Origin of the sequence: Bacteroides intestinalis DSM 17393 (assembly GCF_000172175.1) — a bacterium.
GTDB lineage: Bacteria > Bacteroidota > Bacteroidia > Bacteroidales > Bacteroidaceae > Bacteroides > Bacteroides intestinalis.
In genome coordinates this window covers 3,158,118-3,181,950 of sequence record NZ_ABJL02000008.1, presented here as the reverse complement: position 1 = coordinate 3,181,950, position 23,833 = coordinate 3,158,118, and the positions used below count along the sequence as shown (strand labels likewise).

Sequence of the window (23,833 nt, the reverse complement as noted above, 5' to 3'; positions counted from 1 at the left end):
ACCCTCCAGTAATGCTTTAATTCCGTCAACAGATTCAGTAAGTGTTTCTAATCATTGATTAATGATGAACACCTATTAAACCTTTAATACCAATATCCATGAAAAAGTATTCTCCTTTGGCTTTCCTTTTTTCCCTGCTCTTCGCCGTTTCGGCTTATGCGGGTGAGGGAAGATACACGCTTCCATTGACGGGAGGCGGCTGGTCGCTGTGGCTCGACAAAGAAGCAAGTTGGCAGAACGACCGCCTTTACCTTCCCCACGAGATAACAGACCTGTCATTGCTGCCTGTGAATACACCCACAGGCGGCTGGCAAGCTCTGAACGATAACCTCGATGCCGTATCCGTAGAAGTACCCGGCACGGTAGAGGAGTATCTCACCACTTCGGACAATCCCCGTCCGGAAGATTTCAAAGGAGTAAGCTGGTGGTATCGCAAGATTACGATACCTGCCGACCAGGCGAATAAACGCCACCTTATTTACTTCGAATCCGTCAGGATGCGCGCCGAGGTGTACCTCGACGGCAAGCTCGTGGCTTACGACCTAATTGGTGAGACTCCTTTCCACGTGGACATCACCAAGGAGGCAAAACCTGGAACGGAGCAACTGCTTGCCGTACGCGTCACTAACCCCGGCGGTAACTTCCACTGGCAGGACTTCGACATACAGAAGTGGGGAGAATACAACATCCCTCCTGCCAGAAGCTTCAGCGGCATCATCGGCCGTGTCAAACTGGAAAGTGTGAACCCCGTATTCATTTCCGATATTTATATGCAGAATACCCCGGAGCCGACCAAGGTGAACGCCATCATATCCTTTACCAACGAAACCCCATCAAGTGTGAAGCAAGATGTGGAGCTGACGGTAAGCGAGAAGAACCGTCCGGATAAAGTCGTGTTCCGCCAACTGCTGAAGCACGTCTCTTTTCCTCCGGGAAAGCGTGAAATGATGATTCCGGTAAGCGTGTCCGATGCCAAACTGTGGGACCTCGATACGCCCGAACTCTACACCTGCAACATTCAGATAAAGAAAGGCAAGAATACCCTCGACCGAGATAAGAAGAACTTCGGCTTCCGCTGGTTCTCTGCGGAAGGTGTCGGCACGGACGCAGTGCTGCGCCTGAACGGTCGCCGCGTGATGCTGAGAAGCGCCATCAGTTGGGGCTACTTCCCGGTTACGGGACTGATAGCCACACCCGAAATGGCCGAGAAGCAAGTCCTCACCGCCAAGAAGCTGGGTTTGAATATGCTGAACTTCCACCGTTGCATCGGCAGTCCCGTGGTGCTGGAAAAGACCGACGAGCTGGGGTTACTTTATTATGAGGAACCGGGTTCGTTCCATTCCGCCAATCACGACCCGTTTATCCGTACCATCGTGAACGAGAAACTGAAACGCATGGTACACCGCGACCGCAGCCATCCGAGTCTTATCATCTTTAATCTGATTAATGAGTTTGGCGGTCCGTTGTCACGTGATAAGGAGCTTGTTGCCAAGCGAATGAATGACATGCGCGAGGCTCATGCCGTGGACCCCGGTAGAATTATGACCTTCACCTCCGGCTGGGCGGGAAGCGAAGATAGGGAAGAAGATTCCAAATCGCACATGTTGCCGTTCGATACGACGCTGTACCGGAAAGGCTGGTTCGACAACCACCGTGCCGGAGGTCCCGAAACCTACGTGGAGAGTTACTACAAAGGCCCTAAAGATAACATCATGTACACCACCAACCGCAAGGAAATCTACGTGCGCGGTGAGGAAGGAGCTATTTCCACGCCTCCCCGCATCCAGATGATATACAATCAGATTTCAAACAGCGGCAAAACCGGTTGGGACGGCCTTTTCTGGAAGAGCCAGTACAAGGCTTTCACCGACTACTTCCAACGGAAAGGGCTTGCGCCCCACTTCGGTACGCTCGATTCTCTGACGCGGGTGATGGGCAACGTCTCATTCGAGCATCAGGGCAGACGCATCGAAGGCATGAGAATGCAGAACCTGGGCGATGCCTACATGGTGAACGGCTGGGAGGCCATGCCTTACGACAATCATTCCGGCATTGTGGACATCTATCGTAATCCCAAAGGAGATGCCTCCATCCTGGCATACTATAACCAGCCTCTGTATATGGCCGTTGCATCGCGCAACCAGGTGGTGCGGCTTCCGGGAAGCGCAGCGGTGGACTTCTATATCGTGAACGAGAAAGACCTGAAAGGCAATCATACTCTTGAAATCCAGATGATTGCTCCCGACGGAAAGGTGGTTTATACCAGAGAGGAGAAAGTAAACCTCAAGGGAGGTGAAACCTTCGGACAGCTGTTGCTGGAGAATGTGGAGATTCCCGTCAACGCACAGGAAGGTACCTACCGCATAGAAGCTGCCATCAAGGCGGACAACCGGCAGATATGCGCCCGTGGGCATGATGAGGTGGTTGCCGTCGGCTGGCAAGCATCCGATTTGTCCGGCAACGGGGCCTATTATGGAGATGGCGATGACAAAGTGGCCGCTTTCTATAAAAAAGAAACGGGCAAGGAACTTCCCGCTTTCAGTTCCGGACAGGGCAAACTGGACTGGCTGGTTGTCAACCGTCCGTTGCTGGACGAACCGGGGGTTATTCCTCCCGCCTATTTCAAGGACAAGGGTGGCAACTCAACCCTGAAAGTGACCTGGTACAGCGAGGGAGACATGAATATTGTGGCCTCCGTGAAGCCGGATATGGATATTAATCGTACATTTGTAGATGGTGCGCAACCCGATGCCTCCGTTCCTGCCAATCAGCCTTTCTCTGTGGTATGGGAAGGGGAACTCTATCCGTCCGAGTCCGGCCAGTATCTGCTTGGGGTTGAAACGAACCGTGGTGTACGCATGTACGTCAACGGTCAGCAGCTGATTGACGAATATTACAATGAATCCCCCATCAAGCAGGATAGACCGGTGATAATGGAAGCCGGCAAACCGGTAAAAGTGCGGCTGGTATATCGCCAGACCCGTCAGTCGGGCAAGATACAGCTGAAATGGTCGCAGCCGAGTGCAACCGCCATTGCTCCGGAGAAACTGTTCGATCGGGTTAAGAATGACGGAACAACATTAATCCTCCTCGGCGCTACCGAAACCTGGATGCAGGCCGTGGCAGACTATACCCATATTGCCTATAACGGTTATTATAACGTAGGGAAAGACTGGATTGGCGGAATCCATTTCGTGAAAAAGCATCCTTTGTTCGACGGCCTTCCGGTGGATGTTGCCTTGAACTGGCCCTACCAGTCGGTGGTGCGGAACGGTGACCGCAGATTCGGTTTCCGTGTGCAGGGAGAAGACTTGGTGGTAGGCTCCTACCGGAGTACTCCGTTCGAGTTGGGCACCGCCGTAGGCGTCATTCCCTGCGGCAAGGGCAAAATCATCTTCTCTGCACTGGACATTGCAGATAATCTGAACGACCTCTCCGGGCCTGCAGAAGTAGCCAGGAAAATATTATGTAACTATATCAAATACTCTTCTCATGAAAACATTTTCTAAGTTAGGAACGGCGGCCATGATGGTCCTCTTGACGGTGCTTCCTGCAAATGTGGCCTGTGTGCGGGCGCAAAAGCAGCAAGTGATTCAACAAAGTATCAAAACCCTTTATCCCACAAAAGACTGGGCCATATCCGACTTTGTCGTGACTGCCCCTGAGTTCGGTGCCAAAGCCGTGCCGGGATTTGACAACCGGGCTGCCTTCCAGGCGGCTATCGACGCAGCCTACAAGAATGGCGGCGGTGTGGTCTATATACCCGCCGGAAACTACGAGTTCCGTAGCACGCAGGTCGGCGTCAAGAACGTCAGGGTTCGTCGGGGGCGTTCGGAGGAAAACAAGAAATTCCACTTCGAGTTCGTTCTCCGCCTCCATCCCGGTGTGCAGCTTCGTGGCGACTGGGCCGACCCCGCTTCCAACGACGGGAAAGTGCTCGGAACCATCCTTGAGGTGCGTGTGGGCAAGGATGCGCCTAATCACGACGGAAGCGTGGAAAGCTGGTGGAACGACGGACAGGCGGGCAATGCGCTGCGCACTACCTATACCAGCATTGCCGACCGGTTCATAGAAATGAACGCGGGTACCGGAGTTACGAATCTCTCCATCTGGTATCCCGAACAGGACATCAAGGATGTGAAACCCTATCCGTGGACGCTCTTCCAGACTCAGGGAGATTGCGCCACGATAGAGCACGTCACCCTTGTGAATGCTTACAACGGTTTCAACTCCGCACCGAGCGAACTGCATTATGTGCTGGACAGTTACATGACCGCTCTCAACAAAGGCATCGAAGTGCACGTATGTACCGACATCGGCCGTATCGAGAATGTCCGCATCAGCCCCGAATACTGGGCCAAGTCCGGCCTTCCGGGTGCACCCTCCCTTGCCGACGTGACGGCCTACACCAAGGCGAACGGCACGGGATACCAAATGCACCGTTCGGACTGGGAATATGTGTCCGATCTGCTTGTATCGGGCTATAAGACAGGCGTATGGATAGGACGCGAACCCGGCTTTGCCGATGCGCCGAACGCCCAGTTGTACGAGGTGCACGTGGACGGTTGCGGAAACGGATTGTACGTTGAGGACGTCAACCCCTACGGCATACTTATATCCAACTCTTCCTTTGCCGCCGGTGAGGGCGACAATGCCGTGTACTTCTACAAGGATTTCAGCACCTCCGTGCAATTCAACGGAGTGGACTTCAACGGGCCTATCGTAAGCGACGGCCGCGACGGAGTCATTTCGTTTGAAAGCTGCACATTCAATGAATATCCCGACTATGCCCTGAAGATAAACAGCGGTAATGTACTGCTGTCGCAATGCGACTTCAAGAAGAGCACCGGACATGTGTACCTGGGTGCGGATACGTATACGCTGAAGTCGGTTAATTCGGGCTATAAGTCCAAATTGCAGATTGACAACCACAGCACTGCTGCCGACGTGGAGGTTATCACCGGAAAGAAATACACTTTCGCCCCGATTCCTAAAAACATAAAGACCAATATCGCCGTGCATCCGAAACCTGCATCGGACAATGTGCTGAAAGCAGACTTGGCAAGGGCAACGGGTTACAATAACAATCGCCCCACCCGGGATGTATCGGCCGAGTTGCAGTCCGCACTCGATGCCGTGAAAGCTGCCGGTGGAGGTACGCTATACTTGCCTGCCGGAAGATATCTGGTGGACCAACCCATCAAAGTTCCTGCGGGAGTGGAACTGAGAGGTTCTTGGGATGTGCAGCATCACACACAAAGCGGCGGTACGGCCCTGTTTACCAATTATGACGGTGGTGCGACAGGCGAAAGCGGAGCTTCGCTCATACAGCTCGAGGCCGGTGCCGGTATCAGGGGCATCACGCTGGCCCAGCTCAACATCGCTTCCGATGGTTTCACGGCTGCAAATCCGCGAAAGACTCCGTTCATGATACAGGGACAGGGGCCGAAGGTGTACATCATCAACGTAACCATAGCGGTGGGCGACAAAGGTATAGACCTGGCTTCGTATGACACCAGCGGACATTATGTAGATTATCTGGGTGGCGTGCCCCTGAGGGCAGGCATCTGGGTGGGCGGCGGAGCCGAAGGCGGGTTCATCCGCAACATGCAGCTCAATCCCCACTACGGTTCAAGACTTCCGGAAGGCGGACAGGGTTATCCGAGAGTATCCATGATGCGTTTTGTACAGTCTAATTGCAGTGCGCTTAAATTTGCGGACGTCAAGAACCAGACTATCTTCAATAACTTTGTTTATGGTTCGGTATATGGAATACATTTCCTGAAAGATGCCATCACGGGCAAGTATCCGGGCAAGATGACCGTAATAGGACATGGCTCCGACGGATGTACTTATTCTCTGTTTGTGGAAGATGCGGACAAGGATACCAAGATAGTTGCCATCAACTCGGAACTGGTCAATACGCAGATTCCGAACGAGCCGGTTCGGTCGTACGTCCTCATGGGGGATAAGGTGAACACGGACAAGGTGCATCCCAATGCCAAACTGGTGTTGTACAACAGTGCATTCTGGGGCAGTCCTGTGTTTGGGGCGATAATAAACAATGGTATCGTATCGTTCCAGCAGGCCAACTTCACACGTTCCGGTCAGGGCGTGGATGTAAGAGGTGGCAAAGCGCATGTGTACACTTCTTATTTTGCCCAACGAATGGGAAGGGCGGCTACCGGAGATGATGGGTATGCAAAGCTCGGCGAACAGGGTAAATCAATAGAACTGACTAACAATTATTATGTCTCCGGATTCCGGTTCAGCAAGGCGGGGACGGGACTGATTTACGGTTCTGATAAGAAGTAAATAAAGAAGATAAGTATTGTTTATTATAATATCGATGGTGATATAATATACCACTTATATATTAGGATAGACATTCCATCCATTAGGTATTAATAACTACTGACCTATATTGGTAACTCGGACGGCTTATGCCGACAAGTTTACAGATATAGGTCAGCTGTTGTAAATGCTTAATGCGAATGGTGATGATGCTACATACAAAATGATAAAAAAACATATCTTTTCCAGGAATGGTGATAATATGCGTAAAATATTAGTCCGTTTTATTATTCATTCCTTTCTTTTTCGAATAATTTCTTACCGTTTTGATTTCCCGAATTATCTTTTCATAGCTCTTACCAATTATCGGTACGGAAAGGAGCCAACGGCAGACCGTAGATATTGAATACACTTGCCGTCGTATAATTCTTGTAAGCATAGCGCACGGCTATCGGGTGCGGCACTTTGTCACTCGATACCGCTAGGCGGGTGGTACTAGTTTCTATTTCTGCAAAAGCCGGATAGAAAACCTTGTCTTCACCGGCTATCTCGAATCCTTCGAGCGAAGTCCACATGGGGCAAAGTCCCCGTTGCGCGTTCTCTACATTAATATATATCTTGTTTCCCGATATTTCCATTGATTTATAGATGGGAGTTGCATAGCCGAATCCCTTGCGTCCGTACGTTTGCGCCAGTGCCCAAAGTGCCAGGCGGTTACCTACGGTCTCTTTGTCCATGGGATGGATGAAGACGGGATGGCCTATGTCCAGGGTAGTCACCATGCCGCTGTTTGGAATATCCTTCATGTTCTGCAACTGCACTTCGCGCATGCGGGCGGCGGAAGTCCCGTCGGCACCTTCGTAATTGAAAGGAGCTATCTCCACGAAATAGAACGGAAACTCACCTCGGTTCCATTTGCTGCGCAGGTCTTTGACGAAGGCAGGCATCAGGTCTTTGTATAAATCGGCATTGTCACGGTTGCTTTCTCCCTGATACCAGAGGAAGCCCTTGATGGCAAAGTTGAGGAAAGGGGCAATCTTGGCGTTGTAGAGCACACAGGGAGTATTGGTGAGGTTCTTTATCTTTTCGTCGTTGTCGAGAATGGAGAGGTCGATGCTCTTGAACGGGGATATGGCTTCCCGGCTCATCCATGCCTCCACTTTGGAACCGCCGAGGGTGGAGATAATGATGCCGACCGGAACGTCCAGCACTTCCTGGATGTACCGGGCGAAGTAGTAAGCCGCCGCACTGGTATGTGACACGTTTTCCGGAGTGTTCTCCAGCCATTCTCCCAGGCAATCCTCCTGCGGGGTCTTGCTGGACTGGCGTATCCATCTTCCGTCTTTGGAGTCTGTATTATAAATGCGGATGGGAGTGGATGCTTTGGCTTTGGCTATGATGTCGTTGGTGCCTTGCGCCGGTTGACGGTCGAAGCCGCCCATGGGCATTTCCATGTTCGACTGTCCGGAGCAGAACCATACTTCACCTATCAGTATATTCCTTAGGGTGAGCGGTTCGCCGTCATTGAAGGTTATTTCGTAGGGACCTCCGGCGGGGGGAGTGGCGACGCTTAGTTCCCATTTACCTTGATTGTCGGCTGTCGCCTTATACGTTTTGTTGTTCCAGGAGGTCTTAACGATCAGGGTGGCTTTGGGTTGCGCCTGTCCCCAGAGTTTGACGTCGGTTTGCTGTTGCAGCACCATGTTGTCGGCAAGCACGGCGGGGAGTTTTACTTTGGCTTCTGCGGAGATTGAGAAAAGCAGGAGTGCTATCAGAAGAAGCGGAAAGTGCAATGATGAATTTTCATTCATACAGTTTAAGGATAATTTTTTCATGATGTTTTTATTAGTAGTTAAATTAGAGAGCTATAAACTACATGCAAAAGTAAGTCCGGGGTGTTACCTTTCGCTTAATTTTGTCTTAATTGCATCCAATATCTGGTTTAATAAACTTTAAAAAGTGGTTTTTAAGATGATTTTAATATGTAATTAATTGTAGATGGGGTAATAATTTAAGTGCATGGGACTTACTTTGCCATCATAAAATTATAATCTAATAATTATGAATGATAGTGCGTTCTTAAAATTTACTTTACTAAATATTTTTCTTTTGTTCTTTGGGATAGCGATTACAAAAGCTCAAAAAGTAATATTTCCCCGTGACTTTTCACCGACTGAAGGGCTGATTACTCCACAAGAAAAACCTTATCGTGATGAAGTCTGCCTGAACGGATATTGGGAATTGCAATGTGTGCCTGTTCCTTCTTCCTGGAAAGGCGGTACGGGGATAGCCCCAGAACTACCCGCCCCCCAAGCTGACAAATGGGAAACGGTGAAGATAAAAATACCTTCCGCCATCAATGTGAACGACTGGGGAAGAGGCAGCAACGTAGGCGAAGGTACACGAAATCCCTACACGCCCAGCTCCGTTTACTACCCAAGCTATCCGGACAATTGGAAGCACACCCGTATGGGCTGGCTGCGTAAGAACTTCCGCGTGCCTGCCGGCTGGAACGGGAAACGCCTCTTGCTTCATTTTGAAGCCGTTGCCGGAGACTGCGTGGTGCTTGTGAATGGCAAAGAAGTCTGCCATAACTTCGATTCGCACCTTCCTTTCAATGCCGATATTTCCGATTACGTAAACCGTGATGCCGACAATGAACTGCTGGTCGGTGTACGCCACACCAAGTTGTTCGATAAATCGCACCCTGTATATACGAAGATGGGTGCCATTTACCCCACAGGTTCCAACACCGATGATTTGATTGGCATCTGGCAGGATGTCTATCTGTTCGGAGTGCCCGAAGTGCGGATAACAGATGTATTCGTGCAGCCCTGGGTAGACCGGAATAAACTGGTTTTGGAGATTGCCCTGACCAATCTCTCTTCCAAGAATAAGAAGATTGCCCTGAACGGCGTAGTCAAGGAATGGGTGAACCATGCCGGCAAAGACGTGCTGACCGCTCCCGAAATAAACTGGAGTCTGGGCGAGACCGCTCTCACCATCCCCTCCGAACCGATAACCCTCCGCGCAGGCGAAAGCAAGACCGTCACCGTGCGCCAGAAGGTGGACAATAACTTGAAATACTGGACTCCGGATACCCCCAACCTATATACCTTATTACTAAGCCTCGGCGACAAGAAGCAGACGTACGACTGTAAAGCCACCCGCTTCGGCTGGCGCCAGCTCAAGCTGGTGGGCGATGAGTTTCAGTTGAACGGCAAGAAGATACAGTGCTTCGGAGATATTCAGCATCCCTTCAGTGCCTATATCTGTTCGCGGCGTTTTGCGTATGCGTGGTATCAGATGATAAAGGACTTCGGAGGCAATGCCGTCCGTCCACATGCACAGCCCTGGCCGCGGGTGTACTACGACCTGGCAGACGAAATGGGTCTGATGGTATTGGATGAAACCGCCTTGTTCGGCAGCTCCATCCGCCTGAACTTTGAAGAAGACCTCACCTGGCAGCGTTCGCACGAGCATCTGAAAAGACTGATTCTGCGCGACCGGAACCATCCTTCCGTCATCGGTTGGAGTGCCGGAAATGAAACCTTCGCCATCGCCTTGCTCAACAAGCCGACGAAAGAAGTGGCCGCCGTTTGGGATGACAAGTTAGTGGAACTGACGTTGAGTGCCAAAAAAATCGATTCCACCCGTGACTTTATCACATTGGACGGCGACCGCGATATGGACGGACGCCTGCCCGTGTGGAGCAAGCACTTCTCGCATGGCCTGAAACTGGAAGACCTGCCCAAGGACCTGAATAAACCCCTGATTGTCGGCGAGTCGGGCGCCACCTACTACGGACGCCCCATCCAGCTCTACCCCTTTATCGGCGAACGGGCTTTCTTGTCTTACGAAGGCCGCAGCGAAGCCTTGGCAATAGATGTATATCAGAATGTGAAGCAGATGGCCCTTCCATACCTTTCTTATTACTCACCTTCGGAAGTCTGCTGGTTCGGACTGGAACACATGAACCTGGGCTACCATGACTTCAACCGCCTGCCAGACATGACGGACGGCGTCTTTGCCGGAAAACTCTACGAAGAAGGCAAGCCGGGCTATCAGTATGAGCGCGTGCCGCCCTACGTCACCACTTTCAATCCGGGGCTCGACCCACAACTTCCTCTATACAAACCGTTGCCTATGTTCAAAGCCTTGCAGGCTGCATTGAAAGGCGGCACATGGGCACCTTACAAAGAAGTGAAGCATCCGGCAAAGCCCGAAATGCCCCTGCCGCTCTACAAGGCTGCCTATATGCTTGGCACCGTCCGGCCGGAACTGCTTGATTTCCTTGCGAAAGTTGGTGTATCCCTGATCGATACTCCCCAAAAAGCCAATCTCTGGATTATTGATATCGAAAACGTGACGGCGGAAGACTTGCAGAAGCTTCAGCCCGTGCTGAAGAAATGGCAGAAAAAGGGCGGTATGCTGCTTGCCTTGAGTTCCGGCAGTAAGTTGAGTGATGCCTTCTGTAAATGGTTGCCGGAAGATGTGAAGCTGACAGACCGTCGTGCATCCGCCCTCGAAACCAATAAGAATACCGCTTGGGGAAGCTACTTTGAACTCCCCGACCTCTATTTCGGTGAAATGGACGGCGACCGCTATATCCTGAAACATGGCATGACCGGAGAACTGATAGAAAAAGGAAACACCGTGTTCAGTGCCTCACGTACGGACTGGACTTTGTTCAACAACACGCCCGAACACTGGAAGTGTGCACAGGTGGTTCTGTACGAAGCCTTGAAGAAACCGGAAGGAGCGGCCCTCGCCACATACGCTTTCGGAAATGTAAATATGGTTCTTTCCGTTATCGACTATCGCTTGTGGACGAAGGAAACAAGTGCTTTCTGGAAATCCCTGTTCAAGGTAATGGGTATTGAGGTGGACAAAGCGGATACGCAGAACGGGAATACAAAGAAAAAGGAGCATGATTTACTGATGGATGGCCCCACAGATTGATTAAAGAGATAGGTAGAACGTTTTTTTAATAACAGATATATTAAAGTGAATTATGAAGAATAAGTTATTCGTTACTTTGGGCATCCTCGGCATGAGCATGTTGACTTATGCCAGCCCCAAACATTCTCAGGAAACTTCTTATCCAAGTTACAAAGGATTGATTATGGCAGGATACCAAGGTTGGTTTCGCGGCCCGCAGGATGGAACCAATCAAGGCTATGGCCATTATGGGGCCGGAAAGCTATTTGATGAGAAACATTGCACTATTGATGCATGGCCCGATGTGAGTGAATATGAAAAGACCTATGAGACGTCTTTCCGGCATGCCGATGGAAGAAAGGCACGTGTATTCAGTTCAGCGGACAAGTCTACTGTCGACCTGCACTTCAAGTGGATGAAGGAGTATGGGGTAGATGGAGTATTTGTGCAACGCTTTTTTAGCTACACCCGTGGAGACCAGCAAAACTCGGTACCGAACCGTATTTTAGCGAATGCCTTGGAAGCTGCTTCAAAGTATGACCGCGCCATAGCTGTCATGTATGATTTGTCCGGGTTGAAAAAGTCAGGTGAAGACTGTTCCCTGATTATGGAAGACTGGAAAAGGCTGGTAGACAATCAGAAGGTAACGAATCAGGCGGGGAAAAAGACTTATCTGCATCATAATGGAAAGCCCGTGGTAGCTATATGGGGAGTTGGTTTTCCCGACCGCCCTTATAATATCAGGAACATCGGTTTAGACCGTTTGATTAACTTCTTGCAGAATGATCCTGTTTATGGTGGTTGCACGGTGATGTTGGGTGTTCCTACTTTCTGGCGTACTCTGGAGGCTGATTGTATCAATGACCCCTATCTGCATACAGTGATTAAGAAAGCGGATATAGTTCTGCCATGGACTGTCCAGCGTTTTTCTCCTTTGTTGCATAACGACATGGACCGCTTCCGTGACTTGGTGATTGAAGATATCCGTTGGTGTAAGGAGAATGGCGTAGATTATGTTCCTGCCGTAACTCCCGGATTCAGTTGGCACAATCTTAGCAAACTGGAATTCCCGGATGACGTGAAGCCTGTTGGCAGTATTCCCCGTCAGGGAGGACGCTTCTATTGGCAACAGCTTTCTACTGCAATGTTGGCGGGCGCCGAGATGATTTATGTAGCCATGTTTGATGAAGTGGATGAGGGAACCGCCATCTTTAAATGTACGGGAGACCATCCGGTTAGTGATGTGGCCAAGTTTATTGATATGGACGGGCAGCCTTCCGACCATTATCTGTGGCTGACAGGCGAGGCTGCCCGCATGCTCAGGAAAGAGATTCCACTGACGTTTAAGATGCCCGTAAGAAAATAACTAATGAAACGATCTTGCTTTATAATAGTCCTGGTTGTATCTTTCTTGCTTTGGGCGGGCGGGGTACAGGCACGAATAACATTACCGTCCTTTTTCTCGGATGGGATGGTGTTGCAGCAACAAAGTTCAGTTGCCATTTGGGGAAACAGTGACCGGAAACAGCAGAAGGTTACTATAAGGACTTCGTGGAATAACAAAAAATACACAGTAACGACTGATGAATCGGGTAGCTGGAAAGTAAAAGTGGAAACATCGGCATATGGCGGTCCCTACCACATTGAGGTGAGTGACGGCGAGACGGTACAAATTAATGATATATTGATTGGTGAGGTCTGGCTCTGTTCCGGTCAGTCTAATATGGATATGCGTGTAGGCGGTCGTTACAGTGATCCGGTGATAGGCTCGTTGGATGTGATTGTGACTTCAGGAAATCCCGGAATACGTATGTTTACAGTAGGAAGCAAAATGACCTCAGAACCGTTGACTGATTGTAAAGGTGGGTGGCAGGAAGCTTCATCGGAGACAGTTCCCGAGTTTTCGGCTGCGGGATACTTTTTTGCACGTAAACTAAATCAGGTGTTGGGTATTCCCGTAGGCATTATCCATGCCAGTTATGGAGGCTCACGGGTGGAAGCCTGGATGAGTAAAGAAGGTGTGGCGCCTTACAAAGACTTGCCGGATGTGCATAATGCTTCTATTCTTTATAATGGAATGTTGAGTCCTGTGGTCGGATATGGCATTCGGGGATGTTTATGGTATCAGGGGGAAGCAAATGTGGACGCACCTGATTTATATACGCAGTTGTTTCCCTCATTGGTGAGCGACTGGCGCAAACAATGGGGAATAGGGGAATTCCCCTTCTACTATGCCCAGATTGCTCCGTTCAATTATAATAAAGGAGAGGGGAAAGGCAAGAATTCGGCTTACCTGCGTGAAGCACAAGTGAAATGCCTTCATCTTATTCCTTCTTCGGGTATGGTTGTGCTGACGGATGTTGGCGATGACCGCACTATCCACCCTATGGAGAAAGAAACGGTGGGCAATCGGTTTGCTTATCTGGCCTTGGGGCGTACTTATGGTAAGAAGGGCTTTCCGGTAACAGGGCCGTTGTATAAATCTATGCAGACGGAGGGCAACAAGATTATCTTGTCGTTTGATGAAATGGGCAAAGGGCTGACTACTTATCGGCAACCCTTGAATGGTTTTGAAGTAGCCGGCGAGGATAGAGTATTTCATCCCGCCCATGCACGTTTTGGTAAAGATGCGCAAACGGTTATTGTCTCAAGCCCGGAAGTGGAACAACCTGTCGCGGTGCGTTATGCTTTTAAGGATTATATAAAGGGTTGCCTTTATAATATGTCCGGTCTTCCGGCATCTTCATTCAGAACAGATAACTGGTAATAAGGGAATATCATGAAAAACAAAAGAGATTTATTTAAAATAGCTTGTGCCGTTCTGTTCCTTTGGGTAGGAGTAGCCGGGAAAAGCTGGGCACAAGAGACAAAGAAGAACTATTGGAACCTACGTACCCAATTGATGCCTCTACGCTTGCCGCCTCCGCCCTCCGGCTATAAACCGGAGTATCTGGACCTGAATAGAGACGGGAAACCGGATGCTATTAAGTCTGTCACCCACAACGATATACCCATCTTGTGGCTGGATGATGACGGCAATATGAAAGAAGGGGACCTGGAAGGTGATATGGTGAATGATTGCCTGTTGATTGACCGCAACAAAGATGGCATTTATGGAGGTCAGGGCGACTTGATTATCGACTGGGTGGATACGGATGGAGACGGGAAGGCGGACATGCAGATTGTTGTAGAGTATCCGAAAGAACGTACGGGAGAAGTATGGCCCAACGGGCATTACATGATTATGCTCGATTTAGATCATGATAATGTTTTCAATTATATTAATTGGAATAACTTTACTCTTCAATGTTGGGATCGTAGCGGTTTGTCCGATTTCTATGAGGACTATAGTGGTCAGTCTGCTTTCATGAAGATACATACTTCTACGTATGATATGAAGGATTTGCGCTTGAATTGGGAGAACCCTTTCCTGTTCTATGATCCGGATAAGGATAATAGGACAGAAATGGCTATCCGTTTATTAGATTCTCCGAAAATTCATGATCCGAATGCCTCCTCTAATAGTTATGTGAACCGTCAGGTAGAAGGACGCGTAGACTGGGTTTCGCTTGCTGTAGACATTGATAATGATAATACTACCGGTAATGAGTTTGACTTTGATTTCACGATTGGTTTCCAGGGAGAAGGATTCGATTATATGGATCAGGTTCACCCCATTAAAAACCTGCGTGGAATGCCGGAGGCTGATAAGTTCTTTATGGATCCTCGCTATCGCCAGTTGACGGAACTGATTTATCCCGACCACGACAGTGCACAGGAACTCATCTTCCAGCGTGGCAAATGGAACCGTATAAACTTTGTATATGATGAAGATGACGATTGCAGCCGTTGGGAACGTGTAGAGTTTTATGATCCTAAGGATCCGTTTAAAGTAGGATGGAATAAAGGGGGAATAGATAATAATAAACAGAGTGATGCCGCTGGTGACCGAGGTGAGTGGGACATGGATAATTCGGGTAATGCTCAACTCTATATCAGTCATTTTGACGGTCGCCTGCACTTGTATGGGGCGGAAACAGGTGTTTGGCGTATCGACCAGAATGCGGAATACTTCCAGGGATGGGATCGTATGTGGATGGACTTCCGTGACCCGAAGCGCTTTGCTACTGTACTTTATAGTGACCGTGACAACAATGGTTTCTTCGATCATATTGAATATGACCTCGATGGTGATACAAAGATGGAGACCGTGATTGACTTTAAAGAACTGGGTATTGACGACACCTGTGAGGTGATTGATATTTCAAAATTTACCTATAATGATTATGTAGCGTTAGGTAAACGGATGTCGGAAGGTATCTGGAAGAATGCCGGACAAGCCATTCAGGTGGCACGCCAATATGGAGTAGAGCCTCTTTGGTATGCTAAATGGATGCAAGCCTCCACTACTCGCGAGAAATATAACCGTGGTTACTGGTTGCAATTCTATTTATATAAGGATTTGGAGAATCTGTTTGTCCGGCAGGGAGATGAGGCGAAACTTCGTTTGTTGAATCAGGCTTATTATTCCGGCGATTGGTCAATTATAGCCAAGAAAGGTAACGAAGGTTTTTATTTCTTCTCTGATGAAGACGTTGCTGCTATTCGCTCATCGGCAAAAACACAGTGGGGAAAGAAAATCATAGCCGATTTGGAACAGAAAGTGAAAGAAAGACGTAAGCATTCGCTGGAAGTACCTAAAGAAGAAGGAGGACATTTTCATGATTACTTCTGTCCCGTACATAATCTGCAATTTACTTTCCGTTGGGATAAGCCTTTGGCACAATATTGCTCGGCTTGCGATAAAGAGTGGATTGGAAACAATCGTTATGACTGGGCGTGGATTTATGAAGTACACATGCTGAACAGAGATTATATGTATCAGTGTATGTACCTTTATCTGGCCACCGGAAAACGACAATATGCTGATTATATCCGTACCATGTTATTGGATTATGCAGGTAAGTATGCCGGTTGGTTCGAGCATAACTCCGGCAGGAAAGCTACGGATCAACATAGTGGAAAAGCATTTGCTCAGAGTCTGGATGAAGCTAACTGGGCTACTAAAGTGGCAATGGCCTATATGGCTATTAAACCTGTTTTGTCGAAAGAGGAGGTCAAAGCGATAGAAGAAGGATATCTGCAACCTGCTGCTACTTTATTGTTGCATCGTCCGGCCGGAGCTAACTGGCAGATGTGGCATAATAGTGGATTGGCTGCCTTAGGCATTGCTTTGGAAAATGATTCTATTGTCGATGTAGCAATCAATAAGGATAAGTATGGCTACCATTACCTGATTGGAAAACATAAAAATAGCGACGGCTGGATAAACGAGGGGTCTCCCCATTATCATTATTATCCGTTGGAAGCCTTGCTGTTCACGGCTAATGCAGTAAAATGCCGGGGGATAAAACTGTTTGATAAGGATTTGCACGATATGTTTGTGGAACCGGTAAAGGGTACATATCCAGATTTATCTTTCCCTGCACATAGTGATGGATGGTATGGGGCTAATCTTCTGTCTCAATCAGCTTTGTATGAAGTAGGAAATGCCCGGTATAACGATCCTTTCCTGAAACGTGTACTGGAACTGACTTATGCTCAGAAAAAGAGACTGGATCCCGAAGCTTTGCTAAGTAACCAGTTGATAAAAGCATCCGAAGAGAGTCTGTTACAGAAGAGTTATTCATTTGATACTTCCGGTTTCTGCTTATTACGTAGTGATACACGCACCGTTGTATTGAAATTTGGTGGAGAAGGTATCGGACACGGTCATCCGGATAAACTTTCCATTACGATTCATGATGGTAAGAATGAGCTGGTATCTGACTTCGGAACTTCCGGTTATGGAGTTCCGGATTATTTGAAATGGTATAAGCGTACTCTTTCGCACAATACGGTGACTGTGGATGCTAAGGATCAGAAAAGGAGTGTGGGTAAACTTTTGAAGTTCAATCCCCGTTCTGACGGAGGATATGCTGAGGCAGAAACCACTACAGCTTATCCCGGAGTCAGGATGAAACGGAGCCTGGACTTAAAAGGTACACATTTGCAAGATGTATATACTTGTACATCCGATTCTTCTCATTTATACGAATATGTCATCCTGTTCAATGAGAAACCGCTTATGGATGGACAGCCGACAGCAACTACATTGACAGGCAGCGAGGTACATGAACGGATTCATAATATTTTCTCCTATCCTCATAAATCTGGTTTTACTTGCCGCACTTCTTCTGCTTCCGTACAATTCGATATTCCTGAGGGAGAAGTGATGGAAGTGGTATTGGGCGAGGCTTCGGGGATACCGGCCAATCCAACCGTTAAAGATGGACCGGGTGCGGGAGATGTAGCAGTAAAGCCTTGTTATCCACTGATTATCCGCATGAAAGGGAAGGCTATGAAGGTTGAAGCTAATTGGAATCTTACACGTATCAAGTAACGACTGATTGTTAACATATAAATATTTGCTTTTATAACAAAAACATATAATTTTATGAAGAATAAACTCTGCATGCTGTTGTTGGCCTCAGGAATCGGATTGTTTTCCTGTGCAGAACAGGATCTCCCAAAGGAGTATACCGATAGCGTGAATGTATTTATAGGGACTGGTGGACATGGTCACACTTTCCCTGGTGCAACTTTACCCCATGGAATGGTACAGTTGAGTCCGGATACCCGTCTCTTAGGCTGGGATGCTTGTTCCGGCTATTATTACGACGATACTTCTATCATGGGCTTTACCCATACCCATCTTAGTGGAACGGGTATTGGAGATTATGGCGATATACTCTTTATGCCTGTAGTCGGTGAGAAACCTTTGATTGCCGGGACAGCAGAAAACCCGGATGAAGGCTATCGTTCTCGTTTCTCGCATGAACAAGAGAGTGCCCGGCCGGGATATTATCAAGTACTGTTGCAGGATGATTCTATCAATGTGGAACTGACCGCTACTTTGCGTGCAGGCCTGCATCGGTATACTTACCCTAAGGCAAGTGATGCTCGTCTGATTGTGGATATGGAACCTACCATTCATGGTCATCAGCATCCTGTTACTCAGATTCGTGTGGTAAATGATTCTACCATAGCAGGAATGAAATATACTGTTGGCTGGGCTAAGCATCACTATGTATATTTCTATGCAGTGTTTTCCAGTCCGTTTGATTATAAATTGTATTCGGGAACTGAGTATCAATCGGATAGTACATCGGTAACAGTCAATACCGCTAAGGCAGTGATGAGTTTTAGAAATCTCCCTGCTGACGGACGCGTATTGGCAAAGGTAGGTATCTCAAGTGTGGACGAAGAGGGTGCTAGATTGAATGTAGAGGCTGAAATCCCCAATTGGGACTTTGAAGGTGTCATGAAACAGGCAAATACTGTCTGGAATGAAGCCCTTGGAAAGATTGATATCGAAACTTCAGATAATGATAGCCGTACTGTATTTTACACTTCACTGTATCATGCATTCATACAGCCGAGCCTGGCATCCGATGTAGACGGACGTTACCGTACAATGGGACATGAGATTAAGCAGGATGCTTCTTATACAAATTATACGGTGTTCTCTCTTTGGGATACTTTCCGTGCAGCTCATCCTCTCTATACCATTGTTACACCGGAGCAGAATCAGGCTTTCATTCGTTCCCTGCTTCGTAAGTATGATGAAGGTGGCATCTTGCCTAAATGGGAACTGGCTTCTAATGAAACCGGTACTATGATCGGTTACCATGCCGTTTCTGTCATTGCTGATGCTATGATGAAGAAACAATGCGATTTTGATGTAAAGAAGGCACTGGAAGCGTGCATACGTTCATCGGTATATGATACTACGGGTGTTACGCCGATGATGGAACGCCAGATTCTGAATGGGAAACTGATGCCTGTATCCATTAAATATAAGAATGAACTGGGATATATTCCTTGCGATAAGGTAGGTGGTTCTGTTTCACAAGGACTGGAATTTGCTTATAATGACTGGTTGATAGCCCAGATGATGAAGGAGCATAACCGTAAAGACCTTTATGATAAATATATGGAGCTTTCCAGGAACTATCGGAACTATTTCGATCCGGAAACTAAACTGATGCGGGGACGTCTGAGTGATGGCAGTTGGATTACTCCTTTTGATCCGGTATCCGTGCAGCGTCCCAGTAATTACGTAGAGGGAAATGCATGGCAATGGGCATGGTTTGTGCCGCAGGACGTAGAAGGACTGATGGAACTGGTTGGAGGACAGAAATATTTCGAAGCACATCTGGATACGTTGTTTACTACAAGTTCCGAACTGACGGGTGATCCGAATGCCGCTGCCGATGTTACCGGAATGATTGGCCAGTATGCACATGGCAATGAGCCAAGTCATCATATTCCATACCTTTATAATTATGCCGGTGCACCTCGCAAGACACAGGCTTTAGTAGACCATATTCTTCGTACACTCTACCATAATGATCCTAACGGGCTTTCCGGAAACGAGGATGTTGGACAAATGTCTGCTTGGTATGCATTGAGTGCTATGGGATTCTATTCGTTCTGTCCGGGCCGTCCGGTTTATGAAATTGGTCGTCCGATATTCGATAAAGTGACTATTCATTTGAGTAATGGGAAAGATTTTGTAATCCAAGCGAAGAATAATAGTGTGGAAAATAAGTATATTCGCTCCATGAAGTTGAATGGTGAAGATTTGGCGGAACCGAGATTCTCTCATTTCGACTTGATGAAGGGTGGAGAACTAATATTTGAAATGGAAAACTAAAAAGATGCTATGAAAAGAAGAATCGCTTTATGTATTGCTGTATCGCTTTGTGCGGGTGTGTATGCGGGTAATAATCCCGGTATATATAAGAAAGGCTGGATTGATTTTAACAAGAACGGTGTGAAGGATATCTACGAAGATCCTTCGGCACCGATAGAGGCAAGAGTACAAGACCTGCTGTCGCAGATGACCTTGGAGGAGAAAACTTGTCAGATGGCTACCTTGTACGGGTCCGGCCGTGTACTGAAAGATTCTCTTCCTACTGAGAAGTGGAAAGATGAAATCTGGAAGGACGGTATAGCCAATATAGATGAACAGGCCAATGGTTTGGGACGTTTCGGTTCTTCTTTATCATATCCTTATGTGAATAGTGTAGAAAATCGGCAGACCATTCAGCGATGGTTTGTGGAACAGACCCGTCTGGGAATACCTGTCGATTTTACCAATGAAGGAATTCGCGGGCTTTGCCATGACCGGGCCACCATGTTCCCTGCCCAGTGCGGACAGGGGGCTACCTGGAATAAGGAACTGATCAGTGAAATAGCACAGGTCACCGCTGAAGAGGCAAAGGCATTAGGTTATACTAATATTTATTCTCCTATTCTGGATATTGCACAAGATCCGCGTTGGGGACGTGTAGTAGAATGTTATGGAGAAGATCCTTTTCTGGTGGGAGAGCTTGGAAAGCGAATGATTAAAGGACTTCAGCAAGAAGGGTTGGTTGCCACTCCCAAACACTTTGCAGTATATAGTATCCCTGTCGGTGGGCGTGATGCTGGTACCCGTACCGATCCACACGTAGCGCCGCGCGAGATGCGGACTCTTTATATCGAACCTTTCCGCAAGGCTTTCTGCGAAGCCGGAGCATTGGGAGTTATGAGTTCGTATAATGACTATGATGGTGAACCGATTACCGGAAGCTATCATTTCCTTACTGAAATACTTCGTCACGAATGGGGCTTCAAAGGTTATGTAGTGTCTGACAGTGAAGCGGTAGAATTTCTTTATTCCAAGCATCAGGTGGCTGTAGATGCTGTAGATGGAGCTGCCCAGGTAGTAAATGCGGGACTGAATGTGCGTACTAACTTTACTTTGCCCGAGAACTTCATTCGTCCGCTTCGGCAGGCTATTAGTGAAGGAAAGGTTTCCATGCAGACTATTGATAGCCGTGTAGCAGATGTATTGCGGGTAAAGTTTGGGATGGGGTTGTTTGATAATCCTTATAAGGGAGATGCCAAACATCCTGAAAAGGTGGTGCATAGCAAGGAACATCAGGCAGTATCCATGAGAGCGGCTTTAGAATCTATCGTTTTATTGAAGAATGAGAATAATATCCTGCCACTCTCTAAAGATTTGAAGAAAATAGCAGTGATTGGTCCTAATGCGAATGAAGTGCAGAACTTGATTTGTCGTTATGGTCCGGCTAATGCTCCGATAAAGACGGTATATCAGGGAATAAAAGAGTATTTGCCTGATGCAGAGGTTCGCTATGCAAAAGGAACAGACATTATTGATAAATATTTTCCGGAGAGTGAGCTTTACGAAGTACCATTGGATCAGGAAGAACAGGCTATGATGGATGAGGCTGTAACCTTGGCAGAGGAATCGGACGTAGCCATCATGGTACTGGGAGGAAATGAGAAGACGGTGCGTGAGGAATATTCCCGTACCAATCTGGATTTGTGCGGACGACAGGAAAAACTGTTACAAGCTGTATACGCAACGGGCAAACCTGTGATCTTGTTATTGGTAGACGGACGTGTCGCCACCATCAACTGGGCTGAGCGTTATATTCCGGGTATTGTACATGCTTGGTTCCCGGGAGAATTTATGGGAGATGCTGTGGCACAAGTACTTTTCGGTGATTACAATCCGGGGGGTAAATTGGCGGTAACCTTTCCCCGTTCGGTAGGGCAGATACCTTTTGCTTTTCCTTTTAAACCAGGTTCTGATTCAAAAGGTTTTGTACGTGTTACCGGCACGCTTTATCCCTTCGGATATGGTTTGAGTTATACTACTTTTGCTTATAGTGATTTAAAGATAGAGAATCCGGTCATTGGTGTACAAGGTAGTGTGAAGCTGAGTTGTAAAGTGAAGAATACAGGAAAAGTAGCCGGAGATGAAGTCGTTCAGCTTTATCTGCATGACGAGATGAGTTCTGTGACTACATATGTAAAAGTATTGCGTGGCTTCGAACGTATCCATCTGGAACCGGGTGAAGAAAAAGTGATTGATTTCGTACTTACCCCGCAAGAGTTGGGATTGTGGAATAAGGATAATCACTTCGTAGTAGAGCCGGGTACGTTTGCTGTAATGGTGGGAAGCTCTTCACAAGATATTAGGTTGCAAGGGAAGTTTGAAGTGAAATAATTGCTACCTTTGCTATGCGATATGAACCATAGTCTTTAATCACAATGAAATGGCAACTTTGTAAATAGCTTCGTTTAGTATGATAGGGCAATAGTTAAGTTTGTTGCCCAACTTAATTGTGACCGTTTCCGTCACAAGATATTAAAATACTAAACATACAAAAAGAAGTAATTACAATGAATACGAAAACATTTCCACGTACCAATGATTATCAGACTATTTATCTGAATACCATTATCAATAATCCGAATATTATAGTTGGTGATTATACCATATACAATGATTTTGTAAATGACCCGACCCAATTTGAGAAGAATAATGTTCTCTATCATTATCCTATCAATCAAGACCGCTTGATTATCGGAAAATTCTGTTCCATTGCCTGTGGGGCAAAGTTTCTTTTTAACAGTGCCAACCATGCATTGAGATCCTTGTCCAACTACACATTCCCCTTATTCTTTGAAGAATGGGGATTGAATAAGAAAAATGTAGCCTCAGCATGGGATAATAAAGGGGATATCATTATAGGTAATGACGTCTGGATAGGTTATGAAGCTGTTATTATGGCAGGAGTGCATATAGGAGATGGAGCCGTCATCGCAGCCCGGGCAGTGGTAACTAAAGATGTTCCTCCCTACACCATAGTAGGAGGAACACCTGCCAGGAAAATACGGATGCGATTTGAGGAAGAGACAATCGCTAAGCTGCAACAGATACAATGGTGGAACTGGCCTGTTGAGAAAATACGTCGATCCTTACCCTATATCATGGAGGGAACGGTTGACAGACTTATCTAATTCTTCTTTTTGTATCAGAATCATATCTCCATCTTTCACCTTATGTTTTTGGGGTGGTTTGTTGCCTGAAATGATAATTATACCATCTTCGAACATACGTTTCACCTGATTGGCAGAGAGTGAGAAGCATCTTCTGATTAATGATGATAATTTGAGATCAAACTCAAACTCGCACTTGATGTGGATTTTGATAACCTCATTGGATAGATTCAGCAAATCTTCAAATGAGGTATCAGGAACGACTACATATTCTACGCTACCATAATCCAGTCTCAGGCTATTCTTTTTCTCCATTTCTGTAGAAAAAGCATACTTCCAGGCCGTATCTTTATCATTCATTGAAAAGCTATGGAATAATGTCTTGTCAATCAAATCCGGTTTACTACGTGATAACAAAGTGAGGTTACAGGTGTTGTCGCACTTCACGCATCTGTAAATCAACCATACATCTATATTTTTCTTTTGAGCATTCATCCTGAACTTGTCGCTACAATAAAATCGGTTACTATCGCAGTGACTGCACTTCTTAATTAATAAAGGGGGATTCTTCGCCTTTACTTCCCATGTAATTGTTGTCTCCATAAATAAGCTATTATCTTTCTTTGCGGGTTAAGCTATTTTTTGGCAAAGTTGGATATTAGCTATTTGCATAATTCACAAGATGTCACAAGAC

Annotated in this window: 11 protein-coding genes; 9 read left to right on the top strand and 2 right to left on the bottom strand. The window is 47.2% G+C overall.

Annotation, left to right across the window (positions count from 1 at the left end):
* Positions 1-98: 98 nt before the first annotated feature.
* Positions 99-3,509, top strand: coding sequence for a PA14 domain-containing protein (locus BACINT_RS22145; RefSeq protein ID WP_007667441.1), 3,411 nt, complete (start codon positions 99-101; stop codon positions 3,507-3,509).
* Entirely contained in the window at positions 3,493-6,315 is a 2,823-nt protein-coding gene (locus tag BACINT_RS22140) for a glycosyl hydrolase family 28-related protein (RefSeq protein ID WP_007667440.1), read from the top strand. The genes BACINT_RS22145 and BACINT_RS22140 overlap by 17 nt, the downstream gene beginning before the upstream one ends.
* 335 nt (positions 6,316-6,650) lie before the next feature.
* Here BACINT_RS22140 and BACINT_RS22135 read toward each other — a convergent pair whose 3' ends face one another.
* A complete protein-coding gene (locus tag BACINT_RS22135) occupies positions 6,651-8,129 on the bottom strand; it encodes a sialate O-acetylesterase (protein WP_044155165.1) in 1,479 nt (492 codons plus the stop codon).
* 274 nt (positions 8,130-8,403) lie between these two features.
* Between BACINT_RS22135 and BACINT_RS22130 the strand changes: the two genes are divergently transcribed.
* From BACINT_RS22130 to BACINT_RS22100, 7 genes are all read left to right on the top strand, one after another.
* Complete coding sequence (locus tag BACINT_RS22130) at positions 8,404-11,256, top strand: glycoside hydrolase family 2 protein (RefSeq protein WP_232288781.1); 2,853 nt, start codon at positions 8,404-8,406, stop codon at positions 11,254-11,256.
* 52 nt (positions 11,257-11,308) lie between these two features.
* Positions 11,309-12,601, top strand: a complete 1,293-nt coding sequence (locus tag BACINT_RS22125) for a glycoside hydrolase family 71/99-like protein (RefSeq protein ID WP_007667433.1) — start codon at positions 11,309-11,311, stop codon at positions 12,599-12,601.
* Between the two features lie 3 nt (positions 12,602-12,604).
* Complete coding sequence (locus BACINT_RS22120; protein WP_007667431.1) at positions 12,605-14,002, top strand: sialate O-acetylesterase; 1,398 nt, start codon at positions 12,605-12,607, stop codon at positions 14,000-14,002.
* Between the two features lie 12 nt (positions 14,003-14,014).
* Positions 14,015-17,677, top strand: coding sequence for a heparinase II/III domain-containing protein (locus BACINT_RS22115; protein WP_007667430.1), 3,663 nt, complete (start codon positions 14,015-14,017; stop codon positions 17,675-17,677).
* Between the two features lie 54 nt (positions 17,678-17,731).
* Positions 17,732-19,993 carry a GH92 family glycosyl hydrolase gene (locus BACINT_RS22110; RefSeq protein ID WP_007667427.1) on the top strand — a complete coding sequence of 754 codons (2,262 nt, stop codon included), beginning with the start codon at positions 17,732-17,734 and terminating at the stop codon, positions 19,991-19,993.
* A 9-nt stretch (positions 19,994-20,002) separates the two neighbouring features.
* The gene (locus BACINT_RS22105; RefSeq protein WP_007667425.1) at positions 20,003-22,363 is read left to right on the top strand and encodes a glycoside hydrolase family 3 N-terminal domain-containing protein; all 2,361 of its coding nucleotides are present in this window, start codon (positions 20,003-20,005) and stop codon (positions 22,361-22,363) included.
* A gap of 176 nt (positions 22,364-22,539) precedes the next feature.
* Positions 22,540-23,160, top strand: coding sequence for a CatB-related O-acetyltransferase (locus BACINT_RS22100; RefSeq protein ID WP_007667423.1), 621 nt, complete (start codon positions 22,540-22,542; stop codon positions 23,158-23,160).
* Here BACINT_RS22100 and BACINT_RS22095 read toward each other — a convergent pair.
* Positions 23,119-23,742 (bottom strand): DUF1062 domain-containing protein, encoded by a 624-nt coding sequence (locus BACINT_RS22095; RefSeq protein WP_007667422.1) that lies wholly within the window; start codon positions 23,740-23,742, stop codon positions 23,119-23,121. The genes BACINT_RS22100 and BACINT_RS22095 overlap by 42 nt on opposite strands.
* Positions 23,743-23,833: the final 91 nt, after the last annotated feature.